Genomic DNA, 24,316 nt, shown 5'->3' with positions numbered 1-24,316 from the left:
CTTTGCCTATTCCCCTCCGTTCCCATCATATTTATATACTTTCGTTGCACGATAATATAAGTAAATTAACAGAACAGAGAATAGAACAACAATCATAGATAACGCAGATCCAAACGGCCAGTCACGCGCTCCTAAGAATTGATTTTGAATTACGTTTCCGATTAACGCTACTTTCGATCCACCCATAACGTCTGATACAACAAACATTCCGATAGAAGAAACAAACACTAAAATAGAACCAGTAGCAATCCCTGACATCGTCATTGGTACTGTTACATTCCAAAATGCCTTTGCTGGTGTTGCTCCTAAATCATAAGCTGCTTCTAGCTTACGCTTATCAAGCTGCTCAATCGCTGCATACACCGGTAAAATCATAAATGGTAATAAAGAATAGACCATTCCGAGTATTACAGAAGGTGTGTTATATAGTAAATTTAAAGGTTCACTTATAATACCTAGTTTCAATAGCAATGTGTTTACAAGACCTTGTGAACGTAAAATAACAATCCATGCGTATGAACGAACAAGGAAGTTAATCCAAAACGGGATCGTTGCCAATAATAAAAGAATTGAACGGTATTTGCGATCAACAATTGTAATTGTATAAGCAAATGGATAACCAATTACTAAACAGATTACTGTTGTAATAACTGCAATCTTAACAGTTTCCCATAACGTTCCCATGTATAGTGGATCAAACACACGAGCTATATTCTCTAACGTAAATTGCATTTCAACTGTCCCATATGCCCCGCGCTGCATAAAGGCAAATGCCAATACAAACAGAAGGGGAATTAGGAAGAAGATTAACAGCCACGCGACTGTCGGTAGTGCGAGTAATTTCCCTTTTTTCAATTTAAGGTCACCTCGTCCTCTTGCTCCCAGCCTACGTATACATTATCTCCAATGCTCCACTGCGCTGCTTCTTCAGCAGTTTGATATGCCATTAGTAATTCTGATGTTTTCTCGTCACGTACATACAGCTTTTCCATATTTCCAACAAACTCAACGTCTTCAATATGTCCAAGATGGTATTCTTTTAAAATCGGCTCTTCAACCGAACGTACTTTTACGTTTTCAGGGCGAATTGCTACATAGCCTTCCCCGTTTTTCACAATATTATTTTCACCGATAAATGTCGCAACGAACATTGTTTTCGGCTTATTGTAAATTTCTTTCGGCGTTCCAATTTGTTCAATATGTCCTTTATTCATAACGACAATACGATCACTCATGCTCATCGCTTCTTCTTGATCGTGCGTTACGTATATGAATGTAATTCCTAAATTACGTTGTAAGTTTTTCAATTCACGTTGCAAATCTTTTCTTAACTTAAAGTCTAACGCCCCAAGTGGCTCATCTAGTAATAATACACGCGGGTTATTTACAATCGCTCTCGCAATTGCTACACGCTGCTGCTGTCCACCAGAAAGCTTTGCAGGTTTACGATTACGGAACTCAAGTAACTGCGTTAAACGCATTGCCTCTTCAGCACGCTCTTTCTGCTCTGCTGCCGGTACTTTCTGCATTTTCATACCGAAACAAATATTTTTCTCCACATTCATATGTGGGAATAGCGCATAATGTTGGAACACTAAGTTCATATGACGCTTATATGGTGGCAAATCGTTAATCTTTTCATCATCTAATAAAAGATTCCCTTTAGTTGGCGTTTCAAAGCCTGCGATCATGCGAAGTAACGTTGTTTTCCCGCAACCACTCGGCCCTAAAATCGTTAAAAATTCCCCTTCTTTAATGTCTAAAGAAAGAGGTGGGATAATCACTTGATTTCCAAAATGTTTTTCTACTGCTTCAACTTTAATAATCTTTTTCATTTTCCCGTCCTATCTACCTTAAATTTTAATTTTTATATTCATGAATAAATATTTATGTTCTATAGACTATTTTTTGTTTCGATCCAAACAAAAATGGTTGTTTAGCGTTCTCTTCTATTCTTTATGTAGTATGTTTGATTCATTTTTGCATGATACATATGTCGAACAGAAAAACCCCTTCCATTACGAAGGGGCTATTATCATACGGCTACGCCTACTGATAAACACCATCATCATTTTAACAACTTTCGTATGAATTTTAAAGCACTTTTTGTAGAAGAGTAACGAATTTTCATATCGAATGCCGTAGATTGGGCTAAAATGCTTTTATAATGTGAAAAAGTCCGAAAACTTTCTTCCCCATGATAACTACCTAATCCACTACTTCCAACACCACCAAAAGGTAAATATGGCGTTGCAAGATGATAGACAACATCATTAATACAGCCTCCGCCATATGAAATATTACTTGTCACTTTCTTTTGTACTTCTTTATCCTCAGAAAATACATATAACGCTAATGGCTTCGGATGTTGCTGAATTGTTCCAATTACCTCTTCTATGTTGTCGTATTCTACAATTGGTAAGATCGGACCAAAAATTTCATCTTCCATAACAGTACTTTGCCATGTAACATTTGTTAACACTGTTGGTTCTATATGTAAAGTTTCTTTTTTATAGTTCCCGCCGATTACCGTTTTACCATCTTTCAAAAATGAACATAAACGTTCAAAATGACGTTCAGTCACAATTCGTACATAATTGTCATTGTTTAGTGGATCTTTTCCATACTGCTCCGCAATTTCGTGTCGTAATGCCTCGATTAACTGTTCTTTCACCGAAGCATGCACATACATATAATCAGGCGCTACACACGTTTGCCCTGCATTTAAAAACTTACCCCAAACAATTCGTCTTGCTGTTACATCTATTTTTGCATCTTTATGTACAATACATGGGCTTTTTCCCCCAAGTTCTAACGTGAGTGGCGTCAACCGTTTCGCTGCTGCTTCCATCACAACTTTTCCAACACCGACACTACCTGTAAAGAAAATATAATCAAACGGTTCCTTTAACAATTCCGTACTCTTTTCTACACCGCCTTCTACTACCGCTACAAGCTCTTCTTGGAATAATTCCTCTAACATCCTCGTAAGTACTTTGGAAACGTTTGGCGTTAACTCTGACGGCTTTAAAACAATTGTATTTCCAGCCGCCAACGCTCCTACAAGAGGTGCAATTGCTAATTGAAACGGATAGTTCCACGGTGCAATAATAAGTGTCACACCGTACGGTTCAGGAACTACTTTCCCCTTTGATCCAAAATGAGTGAGTGCTGTTCGAACCCGCTTCGGTTTACTCCACGATGAAATATGCTTCAATTGAAAGGAAATTTCTTTTAATACATATCCAACTTCCGTTGTAAACGACTCATGAACTGACTTATTTAAATCTAATTTCAATGCCTGAAATATTTCTTCTTCAAAACGCTGAATGCCTTCATAAAGCTTCTTCAAATTATTCTTTCTCACTTCTACACTTCTCGTATGGCCATTATAAAAATATGCTTTTTGTTTATTTACAATAGAAGAAACACTCATTCATTCACCTTCTCCCACTATTTTTATCCAATTCTTTCATTATTTATATAGACTTCATATATAATAAATTTCTATTCGTAAAGTTACATTATATATAATTTCTTCTTGCATATAAAATTCATTGCTCACAAAAAAACTACCGAAAGAAAATCTTTCGGTAGTTTTACTGTATTAACGATATAAACGAACAGCACCAGCAGAATTATCATCAGCTTGTCCTACTACTTCAAACTTCAGGCCAAGATTCGGTAAAATACGTCCTGCATCTGGAATCTGTTTATTAATATACGTTTTCGAATCATCAAACTTCGGTACGCCTGCTAAGCCATTATACGTATACGTTCCGCGCGTTGGAGATACAACTTTCCAAGCTGGCGTTTTATCAAATGAGAACGCCGCATCAGCGATTTGGAATCGTGTACTACTTGCTACTGTTGGTTTACCATTTAAAGTTCCAACAATTGCTTCTGGATGAGAATCAACTACGCCAAGGAAACCATGTCCTGGATGTAAACCAACCCAGTTATCTGTATAAGCTGAGTCTGCATACCATACAACCATACCTGTGTTGTATTCTGGACCGCGAGCATATTTCAATGCGTTATCCGAACCAGCATAGTTTCTCCACTCTACATAATAGTTATGTTTTTTCTTCTCTGTTCCATTAGATACAGCGAATCCATCTAATTTGAACTGCGGTGTACCTTCTGCATCATCAGAGAATACTACTTTACCGTCTACATTTAGTGATGCATTATCAAGTAGGAAACCGTTTAATGCTAAACCACCATCTGTAATGTACTCAAATGTTAATTTTACTTTCTTACCTTTGAATTGGCTTAAATCGTATGATTTGTCAATCCATTTTCCATTTGTTGAATGTGCATTTCCACTATTTGCTTTCTCACCCAGTTTTTCGATTAATGTTTGCTGACCATCTTCTGTTACAGCATGTACTTCAAGGAAATCATACTCTGCTTCAATTTCATACAATGACTTGAAATCAAATTTCGCAGTCGTTGCATTTGTTAAATCGAACAGTGGCGTCTCCATTTTTGTGTGAAGATTGTCACCTTTTGTGCTGTAGTAATACTGCTTACCAAATGCTGGAGCAATTGTTTTTATATCTTTATCTGGCAAGTTAACACGAATCATACCTGGGCGGTTAGATTTCGTAACACTTTGGTCCAAATATGTTGCTAGACCGATACCTTTATTTAATTTCTCGTAATCTACTTCTACGATATTTGCCCAGTTACCACCGATTGTTTTTTGGAAAAACTCTTTATTTTGTGGTGAGAAACTCGTTGGCGTTGTTCCTGCAATGTTACCAGCCCAGCTTCCGCCACTCATAACAGACCAAGCTTGAATTGGTTCACCGTCACCAGTATAGTCTGTATCATACTCATCTGGAAGACCTAAATCATGACCATATTCATGTGCGAATACACCAACTGCGCCATCTTCTGGTTCAATTGTGTAGTCGAATGCCGCGATCTTCCCCCCCCAATATGGAACTTTCGCTTGTGTGCCTTCAATTGGGAATGGTTTTGGTCCAACAGTCCAGCGATGTGACCAAATTGCATCGTCACCTAATTTACCGCCGCCTGCTTCTTGTCCAACACCCGCATGGATAATCATTAAGTGATCAATTAAACCGTCCGGTTGTTTTTGATTTCCATCGCCATTTACATCATATTGATCGAATTGGTCAAACTCTGATAAATCAATACCGCTATCTACAGCTGCTTTTAATGCATCTTTTACTAAATCACGTGGTCCTTTTGGTCCTTTATTATCATGACCTGTCGCACCATCTGCACCGTAATCAGCAGCTTTACCAGGAACTGTTAACCATTTTGTAACTGTTCCGTCTACTGTATAACTACCGCCAGATTGCTCTTCGTAATATTGTTTAAACGTTTCGATTTTGCTGCCATCCTCTAATGCGAATGGCTCATTACCGAATAACATTTTTTCATAATGTTCTTTGTTAAAATCGTCAGTATACATATAACCAGGTTCTTTATCGATATTGTTATGTTTAAAGTCAGCGTACTCTACAAGTAAAACGAGTACTTTATCTTTACGAACTTCACCGTTATATTCTTTTCCCTTTGCTGGAGAAGTTGGTACTTTACCATTTAGACCACCCTTAACTGGGCCTGTCGCTGCAGGTGTTCCTGTTGCTGGTTTGTCTAACTTTTCTTTCGTATCAGCTTTCGCATCTTTCACTTTCTTTAAAAAGTCAGATGCTTCTTTTGTAAGTGGGTCCCCATTTGATACTTCTTTCCCAGGATTTTCACCCTTTTTGTTCTCTACGTATTTTTCGACGGCTTTCTTTGTTTCTGTCTCTGAAGCCTTCGAATCAATTACCCCACGGTTTTTTAGCGCATTTGCTAAACGTTCTTCTGGAATTAAATGATCATCGACTGGACTCGTAGCTGTCTTATTCACAGGTGTTTCAGCATATGCAGACTGGCCACCCGCCCCGAATGAAAGACCTAACACAGCTGTCAAAGCGATTGATGACAAAACTTTGAACGGTTTCTTGTTCATCCCTTATTTCCTCCCCTAATAAAAAATATGTATTACAAATTGAATTTTATTAAAAATTCAATATTTTTTCAATATTTAGTTATATTATGTAATTTTTTTAACATATTTGTAAAAATTCCATAGTTAGCATACGAATATATCACAATTCAACAATGTTTTCTGAAAATATTGAAAATATTTGTCAGAAACTTTATAATCGCCATAGAGGGAATTTAATGGGGATTTTATCTTTGTTTTATCTACAAAATATTTGATAATTCACTATATAAAACACAAAATGCGATTGCATTATCATATATTCTGTAGCAGCAGTTATGACCGATAATTAGGGAGGAATTACATTTGTACAAAGATAAGACTGACGCACTGGACCAAGAATGGATTGATTTAATACTTGAAGCTCTAGACGCTGGTATCGCCCTGCAAGATATCGAACATTTTTTAAGACGTATGAAGCCATCCAGTCAGGCTCAATAGCCTTGTTCTTTTTAACGAAGTTTATGTTATAATAATGACATCATAAGACGACTACATATTGATAGAAAGGTGCGCAAATATGATTGGAGAACGTATAAAACGCCTTCGCTTACAAAAAGGTATTTCATTAACTGAACTTGCCGAAAAAGCTGGTGTTGCTAAATCTTACATTAGTTCTATAGAGCGAAATTTACAAAAAAACCCTTCCATTCAGTTTCTTGAAAAGATCGCAGCAGTTCTACAAATTCCAGTTGATACTTTACTTCATGATGAAACAACAAAGGAAACTAACCTAGACTCCGAATGGACACAGCTTGTTAAAGATGCAATGAACTCTGGTGTCTCCAAAGAACAATTTCGTGAATTTCTTGAATTTACAAAATGGAAGCACGATCAAAAATAATAATAGAAAGAAGTGCTAACAACCAGCACTTCTTTTTCTTTATAAAAAAAAGCGGGGGATACCCGCTTTTTTATTATTTTTCTTCGCCAGCTTCTTGGTTAGCATTGAATGTCCATTCTAAATTCAATGAATCACCTTGGAAGATATTTTGGTCTTTTCCATCATCTACAAATTCAAATTGTACCCATAAATAATCCTCTGTACCAGCTTCTAATCCACCCTTTTCTCCCCACTCAGGAGCAAAGATGTCTTTAGCTAAAAGATCTGGATCAGTTTTTTGTAAATCAGCTAAAGTTGTTTCATATACAGGCTCACTTTGTTTATCCCAGTTCCAAAGGAATTTCACTTTAACGTGCTTACCAAAGTCTTCACCAGCATTATCACCTTTTGCATCTTTCACAGTATACTTTGTTGCTAGTTTAACGTCTTTAATTGTTAATGAACCGCTATTCTTTAATAAGAACTCTTTCTTAACAGAATCCCCTGGTTTTAAATCTTTAATATCTACAAGCGTTTTAGGGTCTAATGTAAGATCTAACGTCCCAGCTGCAAATGTATTATTTGATACTTCTTTATCGCTAAAGTATGCAAACGTTCCTCCACCAATTAAAGATAACCCCAGTGCCGCTGATGCAACTCCCATACCTAATTTCTTTTTCAGACTCACAATCAATTCCCCCTAGCTGTTTTTTATATTTTTCCCCCTATAATTTTTCAATAAGGGACATAAAGAAAACTATATTAGCTTAGCTAATATTCGTTCTCTTTTAAAAACCTTAAGTTCATTATAACGAACAACTCTATATAAATACAACATTTTTTTATTAGTATTTTCAGTTATTTTTATTTCTCAATATCATTTTAAATTTTCGGAAATTTGTTGAGAAACAAAGAAAAACGTAATTAATTTTCACTATCTATACTAATTAGTATCTTTCACCATCATGCTGCCAACCAGTTTTCTCGTATATGACGTGTATTGTTAAAATAAAGAAGACACGCCGAATAGGTGAGTCGCAATGCTCTCTCACCTATTCGGCTTTATAACCTCTATTCGCTCTGAAAAGTTGCTGTATTTACTTGCTATCTTTATTTTTCTGTTCTTCTTGTTTCTTCTCTTCTAGTTTTTTCGCCTCTTCTTGCTTCTTACTCTCTTCTAGCTTTTTCGCTTCTTCTTGCTTCTTACTCTCTTCTAGTTTTTTCGCTTCTTCTTGTTTCTTAGCCTCACTTACTTGTTTTGCTGTTTCCTCTACTAGTAATTTCTCAAAATCTTGAATTTGTTTATCAATCACCTGTAACTTTACCTCTTTATCAACATACTCACAATTGTCTTTCACTATATGAAAACCAGCATTCACATATGAGAATACTGGCTTATTCGATTCGCTTTTATTTCCTTTTAACTCTTCTTGCACTTGATTATAAGGACCCTCTATTGATACATATACTTTTTGTAACAATTCTCTTTCCGCAACTATTTTCTCACGCCCTTGCTTCCACGTAGCAAGCACCTGCTCTAACTCTTGAATGGAAGTAAAGGTTAATTTCAATTTCATCCCTTCATACTCACGCAAAATAACTTCCTTATGTTGCTTAGCTTGTTCTGTTAATTGATCAACTGTTTTTGGAAAAATACTTGCTGTAGAAATAGTAGCCTCAACTTTCGTTTCATGAATGAAAGCTGCTTCTGTATAAGTCATCATTTGAGAGCCTAAATAAAAAGTAATAGAACACAAACATGGCAATATAAGCATCCTTTTGAATTTGCGAGGTGGCTTCAGCATTTTAATCTCTCCTATCGAACAACTTGTTCTTTATCAAGAACTATACCTTTATTATAATAAAGTGAATTATAAAATGATATAAGAAATTATGTTTCTTTGTACATTTCACTTTTATCATAAAAAGAGACTATCATTTTTGATAGTCTCTTTTTATGATTACTTTTTCTCCACTCCATCGCCTTGTTGTGCTTCAAATGTCCATTTTAATTGCAGTTTGTCGCCTTGGAATTCATTTTGAGGTTCATTTTTATTAATAAAGTGGAATTTCACTTTAAATGAATCATTAGTTCCTGCTTTAATACCTTTCTCAGGCCATAACCAACTTACTAAATCATTTTCTGCAGCAGTCATTGTTTTACTCTTCAACTCTTTCAATGTCATTCTCTTAATTACTTCATCTTTTTTATCTATATTTTTCAAGAAAACTACTTCAATGTCTTCACCAAAGTCTTTCTTATTATCTTTCTTCACATCTTCTACATCATACTCCGTATTTAATAGTACTTTTTTAATATCTAGTGTACCTTTATTCTCCAATTTAAATTCTTTTTCAATTGTATCACCTGGTTTTAAATTATCCACTTTCACAATTGTTGATGGGTTCAGCGCTAAATCAAGTGTTCCAGACGCAAATGTATTATTTGACACTTCTTTATCGCTAAAGTATGCAAATGTTCCTCCGCCAACTAATGCAGCGCCTAATACCGCTGATGCGATACCCATTCCTAATTTTTTCTTTAAAGTCATGTCCATATCCCCTTAATATATATATATATTTGTTAACTTCCTAAACGGAAAGTATAACCAAACGAACTAGACGGATTGTTCTACTTTTTTATCTTTCTTTTCTCCGTCAATGCTACGAATAGCGCCAAAAATAGAAATTGCGGAATAGCCAAGTAAAAAGACTCCAGGAATAATGAGAAGTAATGCTGCTCCCGCTTTTGAACTCGCATAATTCAGTCCATAACCAACGTATGGAACTGTAATATCTGCATACTTTCCAATTACATTCTCTGCAAGTACTGGTGCTAAATCTGGTCCGTTGTTGTTATCCCCTTTTGTTTCATACATTACTTTTCCATTTGTATCTTTCACACCGATAATACGGTGAGTGATAATTTTGTCATCTTTCTCTTTAAACGTAATAACATCGCCTTTTTGATATTTAGAACCATCTTTCGTCGGTTCTATCGCAATGATTGATCCTGTTAAAAATGTCGGTTCCATCGATCCTGATAACACTGATTTAAATTGATATCCCATCACTGTTGGATCCCCACCGCTCGCTTTTGAAGAAATAACTACAAAAGCTAAGCAAATCATCAATGCAAATAAAACAAATGAGATAACGTTGCTAATCACCTTCCAAATTAATTTCATCGTTTCTCTCCCTCTCCGTTGTTTTATGTTATTTGAAGTATACAATATTCACTTTAATTCTCTAACAAGAACACAAGTAAATAATATAACGAACGATATGGAAATGCAATAAGAAAATTTACAATTATTAGTTAAATCATTTTTGAAATGCATACAAAAAAGACCGTGACAAAATCTCATCACGGTCTACTAGCAATTTATTTTTCTTCTGATTTCATCCCTTGGTTATTTCGGCGCAGCACTACATATAAAATCGCTCCAAATAATAAAATCGCACCTATTCCAACACTTATCACTTTCACATTCGATTCCTTTACTTCAGGTGCAACTGTATCTTTTTTAGGCATCGCAAAAGTAACATCTTCTTTTGAAAGAACATTTATAGTCGCAATCGTTTGATTATTCTTTATAATATCTACCGCACCAACTACTTCACCGCGATGAATTCCTTTTTGATACAAAGATTCTTTATCCACTGAATTAACCCGAAAAGCCGTTTTTATATTTTTCCCTTCATCTTTCTTTAGCATAAGCTCTGCACTTTTTTCCAGCTCAGAATCAACATCTTTATTTAAATACTTTGCCTTTTGGTGCCAACTATGTTTATCTAGTACAGTTTGCTTCGTAAATTGCCCAAAAGAATATTCCGCCATCTGCTTCAAATCTTCATAAATTTCAGGTCTTTGAGAAGCCATTACTACATTTATAATACGATTACCATCCTTCTCATTTAATAAAACGAGCGTATTGCGTGCTTCATTCGTAAATCCTGTCTTACCACCCATACTATATGGATTTTCAAAATAAGTAGACTTATTAAAAATAGAAACTGTTTGCGTAGATGTCGTAACCGTCGTTCTTTTCGTATTCATCGCTTGTAAAATTTCAGGATACTTTTGCACACCTCTCGTAATCATGGCCATATCATATGGCGTCGTATAATGATTTGGATCATGCAATCCATTTGGCGTTACAAAATGACTATCTTTAGCCCCTAATTGCTTCGCCCTTTCATTCATCATATTGGCGAAGTTTTCAACACTTCCTCCAATACGCTCCGCAATCGCATACGACACATCATTCGCACTCAGCACCATTAAAATCATAAGTGCAGTATTTCTATTAATAGTCTCACCAGGGTGAAACTCAATTTGATAATTACTCTTCTCTTGATCTAATGCTAATTGTGAAAACGTAAATTGATCCTCTGGCTTCGTATGCTCCATCAGTAAAATCGCCGTTAACACTTTCGTCATACTAGCAGGGAACGCACGATGATGTGCATTTTTGTCGTACAACATATCTCCTGTTTTCGCATCAATCGTAGTCGCAAACTGACTAAAAACATTCGGCCCTTCCGCAGGTGGAGGTGCCACTTGCTCCGGATTTACTCCAATATTCGTCTCAGCATATAACGTCATAGGTGTCAAAAAAAATAAACAAATAACCATAACGAAAACCGAAATTTTCTTAAAATTTACCATATGACTCTCCCTTTTCCCTTTACTTTCACATTCTATAAAATACCTCTACCAACCTATATGTAATTTGTATTAATTTGGAAGAACATTCACTTTTTTCACTATATCACACTTTTACGATAAAGAACATAAATATACAATAAAAAATAAGAAGGAATTATTCTTTCTTATCCTTCTCATCAATCAATGAATCTATTAAATTTTGACTAGCTTCCTCGGGTGTAATCTCATCTGTCATCCCCATAAACGACCAGCCTTTAGAATCGACCCACTCAACAAACTCTTGTAAAAACTCATCATGTGTAACATCCACATCAAGAATCGAGCCATTAATCGAAATCGTTCTATTTCTAGATACGCGCATCTTGAACGTTTTCCTTACCATTACAATAATTCTCCCTCTACTACTGAATATTTATAAAGTGAAACTTTAATCAGCCTTCACCAATCGGGCTTTTACGAGCAGCCTGCCACCACCTAACTTCTTTGCTTTCGCTAAATTTTGAGGTGGGGATCTTACCGTCCGCAAATAGCGGGGTAAAATAATCTTGTATCTCTGTTATACATGATTTTAAGTAAATTGTAAAAAGGATATATTGGCCAATTTGCATATTGAAGCTGAAAATCTATCATCCTGCAAAAACATGAAACGATATGTAATTGATCATAAATGACTAAATAAATCCACATAAAAAAACAAAACAACTTACATTTTATCACACCAAATACAAATGACTTCAGTACAATAAAATGGAATATACTAGAAGAAGACTTAAAATGAGGAGGAACTCTATGGCGCGTTGTACGTATTGTAAAACGAAGTGGACAATAAAAGATGTATGGTCAATACTCGTGACATTTGAAAAAGATTGCCCGTATTGTTTTGGAAGGCAGTATCTATCAAATGACACCTTTCATCATGCTAATGCCGCTCTACCTTTATTATTCTTATGTCCTTTACTTGTTGATTTAAGCGATGAAAACCCTTTGGATAAATACATTAAATAATATGACCGCTACATTCTACTAAGTCTTATTCTCATCATTATCCCTTCAGACACTACTCGCATAATTGCATATGATTTCCCTTTTAAAACTTACTATAAAAATATTGTAAAATTTCAGTTAATTATATATAATTGCTTTAGCATAAAGATTAAAGATGCTGTTACATACGCATTTTTGAAGATCCCGTAGCTCAGCAGGGAGAGCGCCACCTTGACAGGGTGGAGGTCGTGAGTTCGAGCCTCTCCGGGGTCATAAAAAAAAGAGAAACCGTATCAACCTTCTACGTGATATGGTTTCTCTTTTTTATCTAAATCAATCACTTCCCACCAAACATCTTCTCCAAAGACTTCGCATTAGCAAACAATACTTCTTTCAAGTTATCATCTGCAACGATTTTATAGTCGCCATCTTTGTTTTTCTTTAAGTTCAATGTAACTTCGCGAGTTGCCATGATTGCATCTTTATCTGATAAGTGTTTGACGATTGCTGATGTCATCGTTTTTTCGATTGCTTTTTCAGATTGCTCTTTGTCTTCGCTAAAAGCACTAGCGAAAGCCATTGGCATAACTTCTCCCACTGCTTTTGTTACAGCAACGGATAGATCAGCAGATGTAATTTTCACTTTCACTTCTGCTTTGTCATCCTTTTTCGATACTTCTTCTAGCTTTTCAAATTTAAAGTTTTTCGTAATTGCACTCAGCATTGCTTTTGCCTCAGCATCATCTGTTTTTTCATTTAGTTTGTTAAATTCCTTGTCACTCTCAACAAATGTACGAGCCTTTTCTATATCACCTTTTTTTATCGCTGTTAAAAATTCTTCTGTCGTATCTTTCGGATTTGCACACCCTGCTAAAACACCTACTGTTAATCCTACTACCATCATTAACAGTAATAGTTTCTTTATCTTTTGCACGCTCATTCTCCTCTTATCTTTTCTAGTAAGTCAGCATTATATAATAGTATGAAACTGACATTACAAACATTTTTTAGTATAGCATTTATATGAGTCATTCGTGTCTATTTTTTCAAACGTCCCCTCTTTCCATCTCATAACGCCCACTACTCTCTATTAAAAATTTATTTCCTCATTATAAATAGCAAAATTAAAACCAGCAACTTTAAGATTGCTGGCTTATCTCTTATTCATATTCGATAAAACAATAATAATTGCTCCAAACACATAATGCCCCGCTACCATCCACATACTCCTCTCAAAGATCATAAGTGATAACCAAAGCGATATATTAATAGCAGCAAATAATACATATAAAATGAAGTCTCTCTTTTGTAGCGCTTCTCGATTCATCAAAATATAAATTGCGCCGATTAGCGGAAGGATGAAGCAAAGGAAAAAAACAAACATTTTTCTTAACGACCATGGATAAGTTACTGTCTGCATATGAGTCTCCTTTTCACTTTATAGTACATGTAACATCGGTCTTACTACTCTATATTCGTCACTATAAGGCTCCTTTATGATTAAAGATGAGTGAGGATTTTTTTCTTCCTCTATCATTGTGAATACTTCTGTTTTTTCTTGTACTATGTTGGATTCACTGTTTTTAGTAGGTTTTTTACTTGTTTCAATTTTCTTCGTTACTTCTCCGAGCCTTTGTCCAACTTTTTCAGCTTCGGCAGGTTCATTCGTAACATAGTATTCTTGGTGCTCCCATACTAACATAGGTGGCACTTGTTCTCGTTTGTTACATATTATATAAGTAATACTAGCTATAAGTAGTAGGCATATTAATAAAAAGAAGATAGTTTTTTTATTCATATACTATGCTCCCTATCTATCATTTTATTAAATTATATAATATCCATTATATGTAGTAAATGGATTTCATGGGAATTTTCGGATTTTACATCAAAAAGAAAAACCTTACTACAGTAAGGTTCCATTTTTATATTCTATAGTGATTGATTTATTAAAACGATCATTACGATAATCGCTATAAACATAACAACTAAACAGCCGATCATTTTATAAAAGCCTCTTTTCGTTAACGTCCCACCTTGAACGTCTTTTCGAATAAATAAGAATACGGCTAAAAATAATACAAGTCCAATGCCAAAAGCATACATCATTTGCATATGTTAATCTTCCTTTCTCTCTTCCATCTTAATATCTTTTCGATAAAACAACAAATGAGATAAAAACTGTACTCATCGTAAGTGCCATAAGTATGTTTAATAGTTCAACCGCAGATAGTGTAATTACGTGTAGATTTAAACCGAAAGAGAAAAGAAGGTAATATGCCGTTAGCGCAAAAAAGCTGAAGAACATTCCTTTATAACGAATAAGTTTCATTCGCTCATCTTTTTCTTTAAATTGCGGGTGTAAGTAACTTAAGCAGAAACACATAATCATCATCGTAAGTACTGTATACGTTGGAGCCAGTGGTGCGGAATGCGTCATTATGCCCGCTAATACCATGGTTCCACTCATAATAAAGAAAATAATTCCCATAATTAAAAAGTACTTTTGTGAATAATTCATCCCTATTCCCCCTCTTCTTTTCCTTCATAAATAAATACATGTTCTATCGTTGTCTGAAATGTTTTTGCTATTTCAAATGCTAACGGAAGTGATGGATCATATTTTCCCTTTTCAATTGAAATGATGGTTTGTCTGGAAACTCCAAGTTTCTCAGCCAATTTTTCTTGAGATAGTCCAAATTTTTTTCGGTATTCAACCATTTTATTTTCCAAGGAAATTTCTCCCTCCTTCCTTACAGTGAGTATATATGTAAAGCAACCTTTACGTCAAGTTTCCTTTACATGCATTTTAGTTTGTTTCACTCTATTTATATAGAAGAAACTTTTCAATTTCAGCACGTCTATTTTGAAATGAAACGCGGAACACTGTAAATAATTGTTACTATATCTTCTCCTCTCTATTTTTTAAATTTAATATCTCCCTATTTGTTTTATCCTTTTAAAATATTTCATTCATCTCTTTATTCCACGAAATGCGTTATTGGTTTTACGGTGTTTTTCGTCATATTTATAGAAACTAACTGTTTATGAAGCATTTTTTATGTTTAGCAACTTTTTTTGTAGAAATCCTTCACTTTCCTTTCAATATTTAACACTATCTAAATAAAGTTTACGATAAATTCATAATTTTTTATTTTTTATACTATATTCCGTTATATTGTTGTATAATATCAATGAAAGCGCTTATTATTTCAATATACATAATTCGAACTCGTTTTTATCGAAACATTCTAATTATTATACTTATATTTACATGCAACAATTTTAGTTATTCGTGTAGGTATACCAAATATATCCACCCCATTTTTCTGTGAAATTACTTTATAACATGAAAGATTAACTTGGGTGATAAGTTATTGTGAATGTTTTTTTACAAAACAGATAAGTAATAGTGTTTGGTATTATGTAAATTATTGTAATAACATAAGAATAAAGAAAACATTTACATTGATTGTTGGTTCATCAATTATTGAAAAGAGCAAAATGCACCTTTTGTTTGGAAAAAGGATTATATGCATTGGGAGGTTTAAACAAATGACGAGGAAGAATACAACGACAAACCCTTGGGCCAAGTTCCATGGTCCGAACCTTGGTTATGTTATTGAGCAGTATGATCTTTACGTAACTGGAGCAGGTTCTGTTGATCCGGAATTACAAGAGCTTTTTGAAATTTTTGGAGCTCCTTCGTTTCAAGATGATGTCGTAACAGGGGACAACACAGCAACACATTTTTCTCCTCAAAACACAGGGAACATTGAAAAAATTCTTAAAGTCGTTCAGCTTGTTGAACAAATTCGTTCATTCGGGCATACGTTGGCTCACATCAATCCGATGGAAGATGCTGCTAATGGACAATCTCTTCTTGAGAAAGCAATGAACGAACTGAGCGATGCTGACTTGAAAGCGATTCCAGCGAAAACAGTATGGCAAGATGCACCAGAAGGTATTCACACTGCACTTGATGTAATTCATAGATTAAAAGACGTTTATACAAAATCTTTAGCTTATGAATTTTCTCATATACAAGATAGTGAAGAACGCGCGTGGTTGCATCAAATGGTGGAATCAAATTCATTGCGTCAACCACTATCAAATAAAAAACGAACTGCTCTTTTAAAACGTTTAACAGCTGTTGAAGGTTTCGAGCAATTCTTGCATAAAACATTCGTTGGGCAAAAGCGTTTCTCTATCGAGGGCGTTGATATGCTTGTACCTGTTCTAGATGAAATTGTTCTCGAAGGTGCAAAGGGCGGCGTAGAAGATGTCATGATTGGTATGGCTCACCGCGGTCGTCTAAGCGTACTTGCACACGTATTAGAAAAACCATATAGTCACATGTTTGCTGAGTTCAAACATGCAAAAATAGAAGGCGCAGTGGCAAATTCTGGCTGGACTGGCGACGTGAAATACCATTTAGGTAGAGAACAAGTCGTTAGTAACGAAGAAGTTAGCACTCGCGTTACATTAGCAAATAACCCAAGTCACCTTGAGTTCGTTAACCCTGTTGTAGAAGGTTTTGCACGTGCGGCTCAAGAGAATCGTAAAAAATCTGGTCTTCCAGAACAAGATACTTCAAAATCATTCGTAATTTTAGTTCATGGTGATGCTGCATTCCCTGGTCAAGGTATTGTATCTGAAACGTTGAACTTAAGCAGATTGAACGCGTACCAAACAGGCGGAACAATTCATGTTATCGCAAACAATGCAGTTGGCTTTACGACTGATAGCTATGATTCTCGTTCTACGAAATATTCAAGTGACCTTGCAAAAGGTTTCGATATTCCGATTGTTCACGTGAACGCTGATGATCCAGAAGCTTGTCTTGCTGCTGCTAACCTTGCGATTCAATATCGTACATTGTTTAAAAAAGACTTCTTAATCGATTTAATTGGTTACCGCCGCTACGGTCATAACGAAATGGATGACCCAGCAGTTACGCAACCACAAGTGTACAAAAAGATTAAAAATCACCCAACTGTAAGAGCGATTTATGCAGATCAATTACAAGCTGCTGGTGTTCTAAATGCAGATGAGGTTGAAACAATGACTCAGTTTATACAAGAGCAATTAAAATCTGACTATGCACAAGTACCGCCAGCTGATACGAGCGCTGCAACAATTGACGTTAAAGTGCCAGATGTTGTTGCAAAAGGCATTCAGCCAATTGATACTGGTGTTGAGATTGACTCACTTCGTGCAATTAATGAAGGTCTACTATCTTGGCCAGAAGGCTTTAACGTATATCCGAAAGTAAAGAAAATTCTTGAACGCCGTAAAGACGCTCTTGAAGAGAACGGTAAAATTGAATGGGCACTTGCTGAGTCATTAGCATTCGCTTCTATTTTACAAGAAGGTACGCCAATTCGTTTAACTGGTCAAGATTCACAGCGTGGTACATTCGCGCACCGTCATATCGTATTACACGATACTGATACAAATGAAACATATTCGCCATTACATCGCTTGCCAAACATTAATGCATCCTTCTCTGTTCATAACAGTCCGTTATCAGAAGCTGCTGTTGTTGGTTACGAGTATGGTTATAACGTATTCGCTCCAGAAACTCTTGTTATGTGGGAAGCGCAATATGGTGACTTCTCAAATACTGCGCAAGCATTATTTGATCAATATGTTTCAGCAGGAAGAGCAAAATGGGGTCAAAAATCTGGTTTAGTTCTTCTATTACCGCACGGTTATGAAGGTCAAGGACCAGAGCATTCTAGTGCACGTCCAGAACGATTCTTACAGTTAGCTGCTGAGAATAACTGGACAGTTGCAAACTTAACGAGCGCGGCACAATACTTCCATATTTTACGTCGTCAAGCATCTATCTTAGGAACAGAAGCTGTTCGACCATTAGTATTGATGACGCCGAAGAGTTTATTACGTCACCCACTTACGCTTTCAACTGCTAGTCAGTTAAGCGAAGGACGTTTCCAACCTGCTCTAGAACAAGAAAACCTTGGCATGAAACCAACTAAAGTAAAACGTCTTGTTTTAAGCACAGGTAAAATGGCGATTGACTTAGCAGCAGAAATTGAGTCTGGTAAACATGAGTATAACTTAGATGAAGTTCATGTCGTTCGTATTGAACAGCTGTACCCATTCCCTGCTGAGAAAGTTCAATCTATTATTAAACGCTTTAAAAACTTAGAAGAAATTATTTGGGTTCAAGAAGAACCTCGTAATATGGGCGCATGGCATTACATGGCTCCAATTCTGTTCGAACTTGCTGGAGATAAAGTGAAAACAGGTTACATTGGACGCCCAGATCGCTCTAGCCCATCTGGTGGCGATCCATTCGCTCACAAAGCTGAGCAAGAACTAATTGTTGCACACGCTTTAGATGTGAAGTATAACTTCCGTCAAGATAAACAAGAAATTGAAGTTTTCAGCAACTGAAAGTAACAATGAAGGTTTCTAGCTTGCTCCCCGGACAGATATTCTGCCCGGGGGTAGGCTAACAAATGGAGATTACCGAAGACAAAAGAAGAAAAAACACACCGTTAGGCAAATAAGGGGAGGACATTTAAAATGATCGAAATTAAAGTACCTGAGCTTGCAGAATCTATTACTGAAGGAACTATCTCACAATGGCTTATCAACGTAGGCGACAAAGTTGAGAAAGGCGGCAGCGTTGTTGAGCTTGAAACTGATAAAGTCAATGTAGAAATCATTGCAGAAGATTCAGGTATTGTATCGAAGTTACTAGGCGAACCTGGGGATACAGTTGAAGTTGGTGCAACCATCGCAATTTTAGATGCAAACGGAGCACCGGTTGCAGTAAGTACACCTGCACCGGCTGCTGAACAGCCAAAACAAGAAACAACTGAAGCACCGAAAGCTGCGGCACCAAATGCTGAGCAAACTACAACTTTACAAGGTTTACCGAATACGAACCGTCCTATCGCATCACCAGCTGCTAGAAAAATGGCTCGTGAATTAGGTATCGACTTAAACGACGTACGTAGCACAGATCCACTTGGACGTGTGAGACCACACGATGTACAAGCTCATGCTGCCGCACCAAAAGAAGCACCAGCTGCTCCAAAAAGTCCAGCTCCTGCTCCAGTTGCAAAAACGGAATTCGAAAAACCAGTTGAGCGCGTGAAAATGTCCCGCCGCCGTCAAACAATTGCAAAACGCCTTGTAGAAGTTCAACAAACATCTGCAATGTTAACAACATTTAACGAAGTTGATATGACTGCAATCATGGAATTACGTAAAGAGCGTAAAGATGCTTTCGAGAAAAAACATGATGTACGTCTTGGCTTCATGTCATTCTTCACAAAAGCAGTTGTTGCAGCATTAAAACAATTCCCATTATTAAATGCTGAAATTCAAGGCGATGAGCTTATCATTAAAAAATTCTATGATATCGGTATTGCAGTAGCAGCTCCAGATGGATTAGTTGTTCCAGTTGTACGCGATGCTAACCAATTAAACTTCGCTGAAATCGAAAGCGAAATTCGTAATTTAGGTATGAAAGCACGCGATAACAAACTTTCATTAAAAGAGTTACAAGGTGGTACATTCACAATTACAAACGGTGGTGTATTCGGTTCTCTAATGTCAACACCAATCCTAAACAGCCCACAAGTAGGTATTTTAGGAATGCACAAAATCCAAGTACGTCCAGTTGCAATTGATGCAGAACGTATGGAAAACCGTCCAATGATGTACATCGCTTTATCTTACGATCACCGTATTGTTGATGGTAAAGAAGCAGTTAGCTTCCTTGTTGCTGTTAAAGATATGCTTGAAGATCCAAAATCATTATTATTAGAAGGTTGATAGATTAATAATCTATTACAGGCTGTAGAATGAATTATTCTACAGCCTTTTTTTATTGCATTCATATGGGACAAATTTCATTACATAAGCTAATAATGTATGCCTAAAACGTAAGGAGGATTAAAATGAATAACCTTCCAATTGATGCAAAACTTAAAGCAAATAAGGATACTTTTTTCCTCCCCGACTCAAACGGGGGTGTCTATTTTCGAAATAATGCCAGTTCATTTCGTATGGACGGTGATGGAATTTACAACTGGATTGAAAAATTAATGCCAATGTTTAACGGGAATTATTCTTTAGCAGAAATAACCGATGGTCTCCCTCTCCCCTATCAAAATCGTGTATTTGAAATTGGAGAGATTTTATATGAAAATGGTTTCGTTCGGGATGTAAGTCAAGATGCACCTCATGAATTAAATAGCGCATTACTTGATAGATACGCTTCACAAATTGAATTTTTAGAAGCTGATTCTCATTCAGGCGCTCTAAAATTCGAAACGTATCGCGCGGCAAACGTCCTTATAATTGGTTCTGGAGATATGCTTACTTCCTTAGTTTCTTCTTTATTAGAATCAGGATTACCTACCTTTCATTACCTTGTTACAGATTATGAGGAAACAAATTACGATCGCATTCATGAGCTAGTAGAACTTGCACATGAAGTTGATGATCATGTCCTAGTTCAGGAAATAGATACGACAATTGATCGTCCCCTGCATGAAGTGTTCGAGCCTTTCGACTGGATTTTGTATGTTTCTCAAAATGGAGATATTGAAGGCCTAAGAGCAGTTCACACGATTTGTAGAGAAGTAGGAAAGAACTTCATACCTGCCGTCTGTTTATCAGCACTTGGTATAGCCGGCCCTATCGTAACAGCTAATCGTGAAGAATGCTGGGAATCCGCATGGCATCGGCTACATGAAACAACTTTACAAAATGAACATTCATCAGCATCATTTTCACCACTTCCATCTGCAATGTTAGCAAATATAATCGTATTTGAATTACTTAAGCATGTCGCTGATGATTCTTACCGAGAAAAAGAACCACAATTCTTTTTATTAAATTACGAAACACTCGAAGGAGCATGGCATCCTTTTATAAAACATCCTCTCGCAACTGATGAAAGTTTTACAATTGATACGATAGAAAATCTTTCTGAACAACTTGAGCAGCGGTCCAACCAACATACCTCAACTGATTTATTCCGCTTTTTCGACTCATTAACTTCTAAAGAAGCTGGTTTATTCCATGTATGGGATGAACAAGATTCATATCAATTACCGTTATCACAATGCCATATTCAAGTAGCTACTCCACTATCAGATGGTCCTGCTTCCCTCCTGCCTCTTATGACTTGTGGTGGTTTAACTCATAATGAAGCGCGCCGAGAAGCTGGTTTAGCAGGAATTGAAACATATGTAGCGGAAATTATGCACCGCCTTATTCCTGAACATAATGATATCGGTATTGGCGCTGGAGAAACGATGACAGAAGGTGTATACCGGGCGCTACAACAACATTTAAATAATAAATTGTATGAGCGGCAGTCACATATGCTAGAAGAAATTACGACGATTGATTTAACTGCAATTCATGATAAACATTGTAGATTTTATTACGATGCTCTCTCTACAATTCATGAACCTCCTAAAATAGCAATGAGTGAAGAGATTCTCAGCTTTCCTGTCGTTTGGGTCGGTATAAATGATCGCTGGTACGGTGCATCTAATATTAATATGACGTTAGCCTTACGAAACGCACTACAACTATCACTTCTTCATATTCAAAATGAAGAGACTCCTTATAGAGCTAATATCTTGCCTGAATCATCGATTATTTTATATGATACTGATTCTTTTAGATTAGAAATACAAGAAGAAGGAGAAATTCCAAGCACGCAATCTGTACAGCTTGCCTTGCAACATTTAGAAGAACATAATTTTTATCCATTCGTGTTTGATTTAGCCATTGAATCATTTTTGAAAGAAAACTTAGATGGTGTGTACGGTGTATTAATTGCAAAGGAGGACAGTCTATGACTCAAAATATATTGCTTATAGGAGATGGCTTACTTGCAAACTATGTACATGATCAACTATGCAAACAATATTCTATCATTCGCCAACATAACCTTACAGAAGAACTCCCTGAAAATATTCATCTCGCTCTCGTATTACATGATGGCTCTCCTTCTACTATTCATCATGATGCCGAGCTAATGTTTCGGTCGAATCATATTCCATGGCTACGTGCATTCACTTCATTTGGTGAAGGTATTATCGGTCCTTACATTCATCCTCTTGCAACTGGCTGTTCCAACTGCTCTGATGGACGCCGATTTATCGCTGGATTTGATCAACAAGAAATGTGGGCACTACAGCGGAAATATGCGTTAAAGGCAGATAATGTAACAAGGCGTGATGTACGTGCCACCCAAAATGGTATGTTACAAATGTGCCATCTTATTCGTGCAGAAACAGAGAAAATATTAACTCATAACCATTCTTCTTTAGAAAATGAACTCATTTTACTAAACTTACAAACACTGCAATGTACGCGGCATTCTTTTCTTCCCGACCCGCTCTGCCCTGTATGTAGCAATTTGCCTGATGATACGGCAGATGCAGCAGCGATTTCGTTACAACCGAGCTTAAAAACAAGCGAAGCAGCATATCGCTGTCGTTCCATTCATGAACTAAACACATTTTTAACGAGAGATTATTTAGATTATCGCGTCGGTATGTTGAACGGAAAAATGCAGCATTCTTTATTACCATTTGCTGACGTTATTATAAACATGCCATTAATGTTTGGAAATGAAGGTGTTGCAGGCCGAACTCATTCATTTGCAATGAGTGAAGCGACTGCTATTTTAGAAGGTTTAGAACGATATTGTGGTATGTCACCTCGAGGAAAAAAGACAAATGTACACGGCAGTTTTCGTGAGTTAGAGGATCATGCACTTAATCCCCTCTTGCTCGGTGTACATACAAATGAACATTATAATCGTAATAGTTTTCCGTTTAAACCGTTTGATCCTGACTATGAACAAAACTGGGTATGGGGCTACTCTTTATTACAAAACCGGCCACTTTTAGTTCCTGAATCAATTGCTTATTATAGCCTCGGTCATCGAGATGCTTTCGTGTATGAAACATCAAATGGATGTGCAATTGGTGGTAGTTTAGAAGAAGCAATTTTTCATGGCATTTTAGAAATTGTAGAGCGTGACGCCTTTTTGCTCACTTGGTATGCCGAATTACCTCTCCCTCGCCTTGATCTTAGTTCAGCAAATGATACGGAATTACAATTAATGATTCAGCGGCTGTACACGATTACTGGGTATGAATTACATGCTTTTAACGCAACGATGGAACACGGTATCCCAAGCTTATGGGTAATTGCGAAAAATACGCGTGAAAATGGAATGAACGTTGTTTGTGCGGGAGGCTCTCATTTAGACCCTGTCCGCGCTTTAAAGAGTGCCATCCATGAAATAGCAGGCATGTTACTAATAGCAGACGATGAACTCGAACAAAAAAGAGAGCACTACGAAAACTGCTTACAAGACCCTTATCTCGTAAATAAAATGGAAGACCATAGTATGCTGTACGGATTAAAAGAAGCAGAAGAACGTCTTCACTTTCTTTTACGTGACGATGCCCCGGTGCAATCGTTCCAAGAAATGAATGCATTACAATCAGTTGATCTAGATTTAACATCCGATCTTCATCAACTTTTAAACCGCCTGCAGCAATCTGGACTTGACGTAATCGTTGTAGATCAAACAGTACCTCTTATAGAAAAAAACGGATTACATTGCGTAAAAGTCATTATTCCAGGCATGTTACCGATGACGTTCGGTCACCATCTCATTCGAGTTACAGGACTGGATAGAGTATATACTGTGCCGATGACACTTGGATATACAAACGAACCTTTAACGAATGAACAATTAAATCCACATCCGCATCCGTTTCCATAG

23 protein-coding genes and 1 tRNA gene are annotated in these 24,316 nt (G+C 36.5%); 8 read left to right on the top strand and 16 right to left on the bottom strand.

The features are described from left to right. Nucleotides 1–6: 6 nt before the first annotated feature. The 4 genes from potB to inhA1 form a co-directional block, all read right to left on the bottom strand. Nucleotides 7–855: a spermidine/putrescine ABC transporter permease PotB gene (potB, locus tag RBB48_RS10440; RefSeq protein WP_000715495.1), complete on the bottom strand. Its 849-nt coding sequence runs from the start codon at nucleotides 853–855 to the stop codon at nucleotides 7–9. Continuing rightward, nucleotides 852–1,835, bottom strand: coding sequence for a spermidine/putrescine ABC transporter ATP-binding protein PotA (potA, locus tag RBB48_RS10435; protein WP_000720323.1), 984 nt, complete (start codon nucleotides 1,833–1,835; stop codon nucleotides 852–854). The genes potB and potA overlap by 4 nt, the downstream gene beginning before the upstream one ends. A gap of 233 nt (nucleotides 1,836–2,068) precedes the next feature. Next, a complete protein-coding gene (locus RBB48_RS10430) occupies nucleotides 2,069–3,436 on the bottom strand; it encodes an aldehyde dehydrogenase (protein ID WP_060489442.1) in 1,368 nt (455 codons plus the stop codon). A gap of 171 nt (nucleotides 3,437–3,607) precedes the next feature. Then, on the bottom strand, nucleotides 3,608–5,995 hold the full coding sequence (gene inhA1, locus RBB48_RS10425; protein ID WP_001035922.1) for a M6 family metalloprotease immune inhibitor InhA1: 2,388 nt from the start codon (nucleotides 5,993–5,995) through the stop codon (nucleotides 3,608–3,610). Between the two features lie 342 nt (nucleotides 5,996–6,337). Between inhA1 and RBB48_RS10420 the strand changes: the two genes are divergently transcribed. Together RBB48_RS10420 and RBB48_RS10415 are read left to right on the top strand one after the other, a co-directional pair. Beyond that, nucleotides 6,338–6,472 (top strand): anti-repressor SinI family protein, encoded by a 135-nt coding sequence (locus tag RBB48_RS10420; RefSeq protein ID WP_088062551.1) that lies wholly within the window; start codon nucleotides 6,338–6,340, stop codon nucleotides 6,470–6,472. Nucleotides 6,473–6,551: 79 nt separating this feature from the next. Then, nucleotides 6,552–6,875, top strand: coding sequence for a helix-turn-helix domain-containing protein (locus RBB48_RS10415; RefSeq protein ID WP_088062549.1), 324 nt, complete (start codon nucleotides 6,552–6,554; stop codon nucleotides 6,873–6,875). A 73-nt stretch (nucleotides 6,876–6,948) separates the two neighbouring features. Here RBB48_RS10415 and calY read toward each other — a convergent pair whose 3' ends face one another. The 6 genes from calY to RBB48_RS10385 all read right to left on the bottom strand — a co-directional run bounded on the left by calY (nucleotide 6,949) and on the right by RBB48_RS10385 (nucleotide 11,908). Then, nucleotides 6,949–7,542 (bottom strand): biofilm matrix protein CalY, encoded by a 594-nt coding sequence (gene calY, locus RBB48_RS10410; RefSeq protein WP_000053730.1) that lies wholly within the window; start codon nucleotides 7,540–7,542, stop codon nucleotides 6,949–6,951. A gap of 409 nt (nucleotides 7,543–7,951) precedes the next feature. Further along, the gene (locus tag RBB48_RS10405) at nucleotides 7,952–8,659 is read right to left on the bottom strand and encodes a DUF4047 domain-containing protein (protein ID WP_306007612.1); all 708 of its coding nucleotides are present in this window, start codon (nucleotides 8,657–8,659) and stop codon (nucleotides 7,952–7,954) included. A 156-nt stretch (nucleotides 8,660–8,815) separates the two neighbouring features. Further along, a complete protein-coding gene (locus RBB48_RS10400) occupies nucleotides 8,816–9,406 on the bottom strand; it encodes a TasA family protein (protein ID WP_088062545.1) in 591 nt (196 codons plus the stop codon). 66 nt (nucleotides 9,407–9,472) lie between these two features. Beyond that, complete coding sequence (gene sipW / locus RBB48_RS10395; protein ID WP_088062543.1) at nucleotides 9,473–10,042, bottom strand: signal peptidase I SipW; 570 nt, start codon at nucleotides 10,040–10,042, stop codon at nucleotides 9,473–9,475. 197 nt (nucleotides 10,043–10,239) lie between these two features. Then, nucleotides 10,240–11,526 (bottom strand): D-alanyl-D-alanine carboxypeptidase family protein, encoded by a 1,287-nt coding sequence (locus RBB48_RS10390; protein WP_002126097.1) that lies wholly within the window; start codon nucleotides 11,524–11,526, stop codon nucleotides 10,240–10,242. A 154-nt stretch (nucleotides 11,527–11,680) separates the two neighbouring features. Next, nucleotides 11,681–11,908, bottom strand: coding sequence for a hypothetical protein (locus RBB48_RS10385; protein ID WP_000251865.1), 228 nt, complete (start codon nucleotides 11,906–11,908; stop codon nucleotides 11,681–11,683). Between the two features lie 407 nt (nucleotides 11,909–12,315). On the opposite strand from RBB48_RS10385, the gene RBB48_RS10380 reads away from it, so the two are divergent. Continuing rightward, complete coding sequence (locus RBB48_RS10380; protein WP_048526759.1) at nucleotides 12,316–12,531, top strand: hypothetical protein; 216 nt, start codon at nucleotides 12,316–12,318, stop codon at nucleotides 12,529–12,531. Between the two features lie 179 nt (nucleotides 12,532–12,710). Beyond that, nucleotides 12,711–12,783: transfer RNA gene (locus RBB48_RS10375), tRNA-Val, on the top strand. 64 nt (nucleotides 12,784–12,847) lie between these two features. Here the strand turns inward: RBB48_RS10375 and RBB48_RS10370 are convergent. The 6 genes from RBB48_RS10370 to RBB48_RS10345 form a co-directional block, all read right to left on the bottom strand. Beyond that, on the bottom strand, nucleotides 12,848–13,444 hold the full coding sequence (locus RBB48_RS10370) for a hypothetical protein (protein ID WP_306007611.1): 597 nt from the start codon (nucleotides 13,442–13,444) through the stop codon (nucleotides 12,848–12,850). Between the two features lie 219 nt (nucleotides 13,445–13,663). Then, on the bottom strand, nucleotides 13,664–13,930 hold the full coding sequence (locus tag RBB48_RS10365; protein WP_306007610.1) for a hypothetical protein: 267 nt from the start codon (nucleotides 13,928–13,930) through the stop codon (nucleotides 13,664–13,666). Between the two features lie 18 nt (nucleotides 13,931–13,948). Continuing rightward, nucleotides 13,949–14,308, bottom strand: a complete 360-nt coding sequence (locus tag RBB48_RS10360) for a hypothetical protein (protein ID WP_306007609.1) — start codon at nucleotides 14,306–14,308, stop codon at nucleotides 13,949–13,951. 134 nt (nucleotides 14,309–14,442) lie between these two features. Next, nucleotides 14,443–14,625, bottom strand: coding sequence for a DUF3976 domain-containing protein (locus tag RBB48_RS10355; protein ID WP_001178300.1), 183 nt, complete (start codon nucleotides 14,623–14,625; stop codon nucleotides 14,443–14,445). A 28-nt stretch (nucleotides 14,626–14,653) separates the two neighbouring features. Next, entirely contained in the window at nucleotides 14,654–15,031 is a 378-nt protein-coding gene (locus RBB48_RS10350; RefSeq protein ID WP_306007608.1) for a permease, read from the bottom strand. Between the two features lie 2 nt (nucleotides 15,032–15,033). Further along, complete coding sequence (locus RBB48_RS10345; RefSeq protein WP_000428506.1) at nucleotides 15,034–15,243, bottom strand: helix-turn-helix transcriptional regulator; 210 nt, start codon at nucleotides 15,241–15,243, stop codon at nucleotides 15,034–15,036. 822 nt (nucleotides 15,244–16,065) lie between these two features. Between RBB48_RS10345 and odhA the strand changes: the two genes are divergently transcribed. The 4 genes from odhA (at nucleotide 16,066) to RBB48_RS10325 (ending at nucleotide 24,316) form a co-directional block, all read left to right on the top strand. Next, complete coding sequence (gene odhA, locus RBB48_RS10340) at nucleotides 16,066–18,933, top strand: 2-oxoglutarate dehydrogenase E1 component (RefSeq protein WP_046958279.1); 2,868 nt, start codon at nucleotides 16,066–16,068, stop codon at nucleotides 18,931–18,933. A 132-nt stretch (nucleotides 18,934–19,065) separates the two neighbouring features. Next, entirely contained in the window at nucleotides 19,066–20,325 is a 1,260-nt protein-coding gene (odhB, locus tag RBB48_RS10335; RefSeq protein WP_000569906.1) for a 2-oxoglutarate dehydrogenase complex dihydrolipoyllysine-residue succinyltransferase, read from the top strand. A gap of 125 nt (nucleotides 20,326–20,450) precedes the next feature. Further along, the gene (locus RBB48_RS10330) at nucleotides 20,451–22,370 is read left to right on the top strand and encodes a putative thiazole-containing bacteriocin maturation protein (protein ID WP_306007607.1); all 1,920 of its coding nucleotides are present in this window, start codon (nucleotides 20,451–20,453) and stop codon (nucleotides 22,368–22,370) included. After that, on the top strand, nucleotides 22,367–24,316 hold the full coding sequence (locus RBB48_RS10325) for a TOMM precursor leader peptide-binding protein (RefSeq protein WP_087984771.1): 1,950 nt from the start codon (nucleotides 22,367–22,369) through the stop codon (nucleotides 24,314–24,316). Before RBB48_RS10330 ends, RBB48_RS10325 begins: the two co-directional genes overlap by 4 nt.

The organism is Bacillus sp. MMSF_3353, from assembly GCF_030733445.1.
GTDB classification, from domain to species: domain Bacteria; phylum Bacillota; class Bacilli; order Bacillales; family Bacillaceae_G; genus Bacillus_A; species Bacillus_A wiedmannii.
This window is presented reverse-complemented; position numbering and strand designations above follow the sequence as displayed.

Excerpts from the sequence above, each read along its gene's own strand:
- potA (WP_000720323.1), bottom strand. The coding sequence starts at position 1,835 with ATGAAAAAGATTATTAAAGTTGAAGCAGTAGAAAAACATTTTGGAAAT.
- RBB48_RS10430 (WP_060489442.1), bottom strand. The coding sequence starts at position 3,436 with ATGAGTGTTTCTTCTATTGTAAATAAACAAAAAGCATATTTTTATAAT.
- inhA1 (WP_001035922.1), bottom strand. The coding sequence starts at position 5,995 with ATGAACAAGAAACCGTTCAAAGTTTTGTCATCAATCGCTTTGACAGCT.
- RBB48_RS10415 (WP_088062549.1), top strand. The coding sequence starts at position 6,552 with ATGATTGGAGAACGTATAAAACGCCTTCGCTTACAAAAAGGTATTTCA.
- RBB48_RS10405 (WP_306007612.1), bottom strand. The coding sequence starts at position 8,659 with ATGCTGAAGCCACCTCGCAAATTCAAAAGGATGCTTATATTGCCATGT.
- RBB48_RS10400 (WP_088062545.1), bottom strand. The coding sequence starts at position 9,406 with ATGACTTTAAAGAAAAAATTAGGAATGGGTATCGCATCAGCGGTATTA.
- sipW (WP_088062543.1), bottom strand. The coding sequence starts at position 10,042 with ATGAAATTAATTTGGAAGGTGATTAGCAACGTTATCTCATTTGTTTTA.
- RBB48_RS10390 (WP_002126097.1), bottom strand. The coding sequence starts at position 11,526 with ATGGTAAATTTTAAGAAAATTTCGGTTTTCGTTATGGTTATTTGTTTA.
- RBB48_RS10385 (WP_000251865.1), bottom strand. The coding sequence starts at position 11,908 with ATGGTAAGGAAAACGTTCAAGATGCGCGTATCTAGAAATAGAACGATT.
- RBB48_RS10380 (WP_048526759.1), top strand. The coding sequence starts at position 12,316 with ATGGCGCGTTGTACGTATTGTAAAACGAAGTGGACAATAAAAGATGTA.
- RBB48_RS10365 (WP_306007610.1), bottom strand. The coding sequence starts at position 13,930 with ATGCAGACAGTAACTTATCCATGGTCGTTAAGAAAAATGTTTGTTTTT.
- RBB48_RS10360 (WP_306007609.1), bottom strand. The coding sequence starts at position 14,308 with ATGAATAAAAAAACTATCTTCTTTTTATTAATATGCCTACTACTTATA.
- RBB48_RS10355 (WP_001178300.1), bottom strand. The coding sequence starts at position 14,625 with ATGCAAATGATGTATGCTTTTGGCATTGGACTTGTATTATTTTTAGCC.
- RBB48_RS10350 (WP_306007608.1), bottom strand. The coding sequence starts at position 15,031 with ATGAATTATTCACAAAAGTACTTTTTAATTATGGGAATTATTTTCTTT.
- odhA (WP_046958279.1), top strand. The coding sequence starts at position 16,066 with ATGACGAGGAAGAATACAACGACAAACCCTTGGGCCAAGTTCCATGGT.
- odhB (WP_000569906.1), top strand. The coding sequence starts at position 19,066 with ATGATCGAAATTAAAGTACCTGAGCTTGCAGAATCTATTACTGAAGGA.
- RBB48_RS10330 (WP_306007607.1), top strand. The coding sequence starts at position 20,451 with ATGAATAACCTTCCAATTGATGCAAAACTTAAAGCAAATAAGGATACT.
- RBB48_RS10325 (WP_087984771.1), top strand. The coding sequence starts at position 22,367 with ATGACTCAAAATATATTGCTTATAGGAGATGGCTTACTTGCAAACTAT.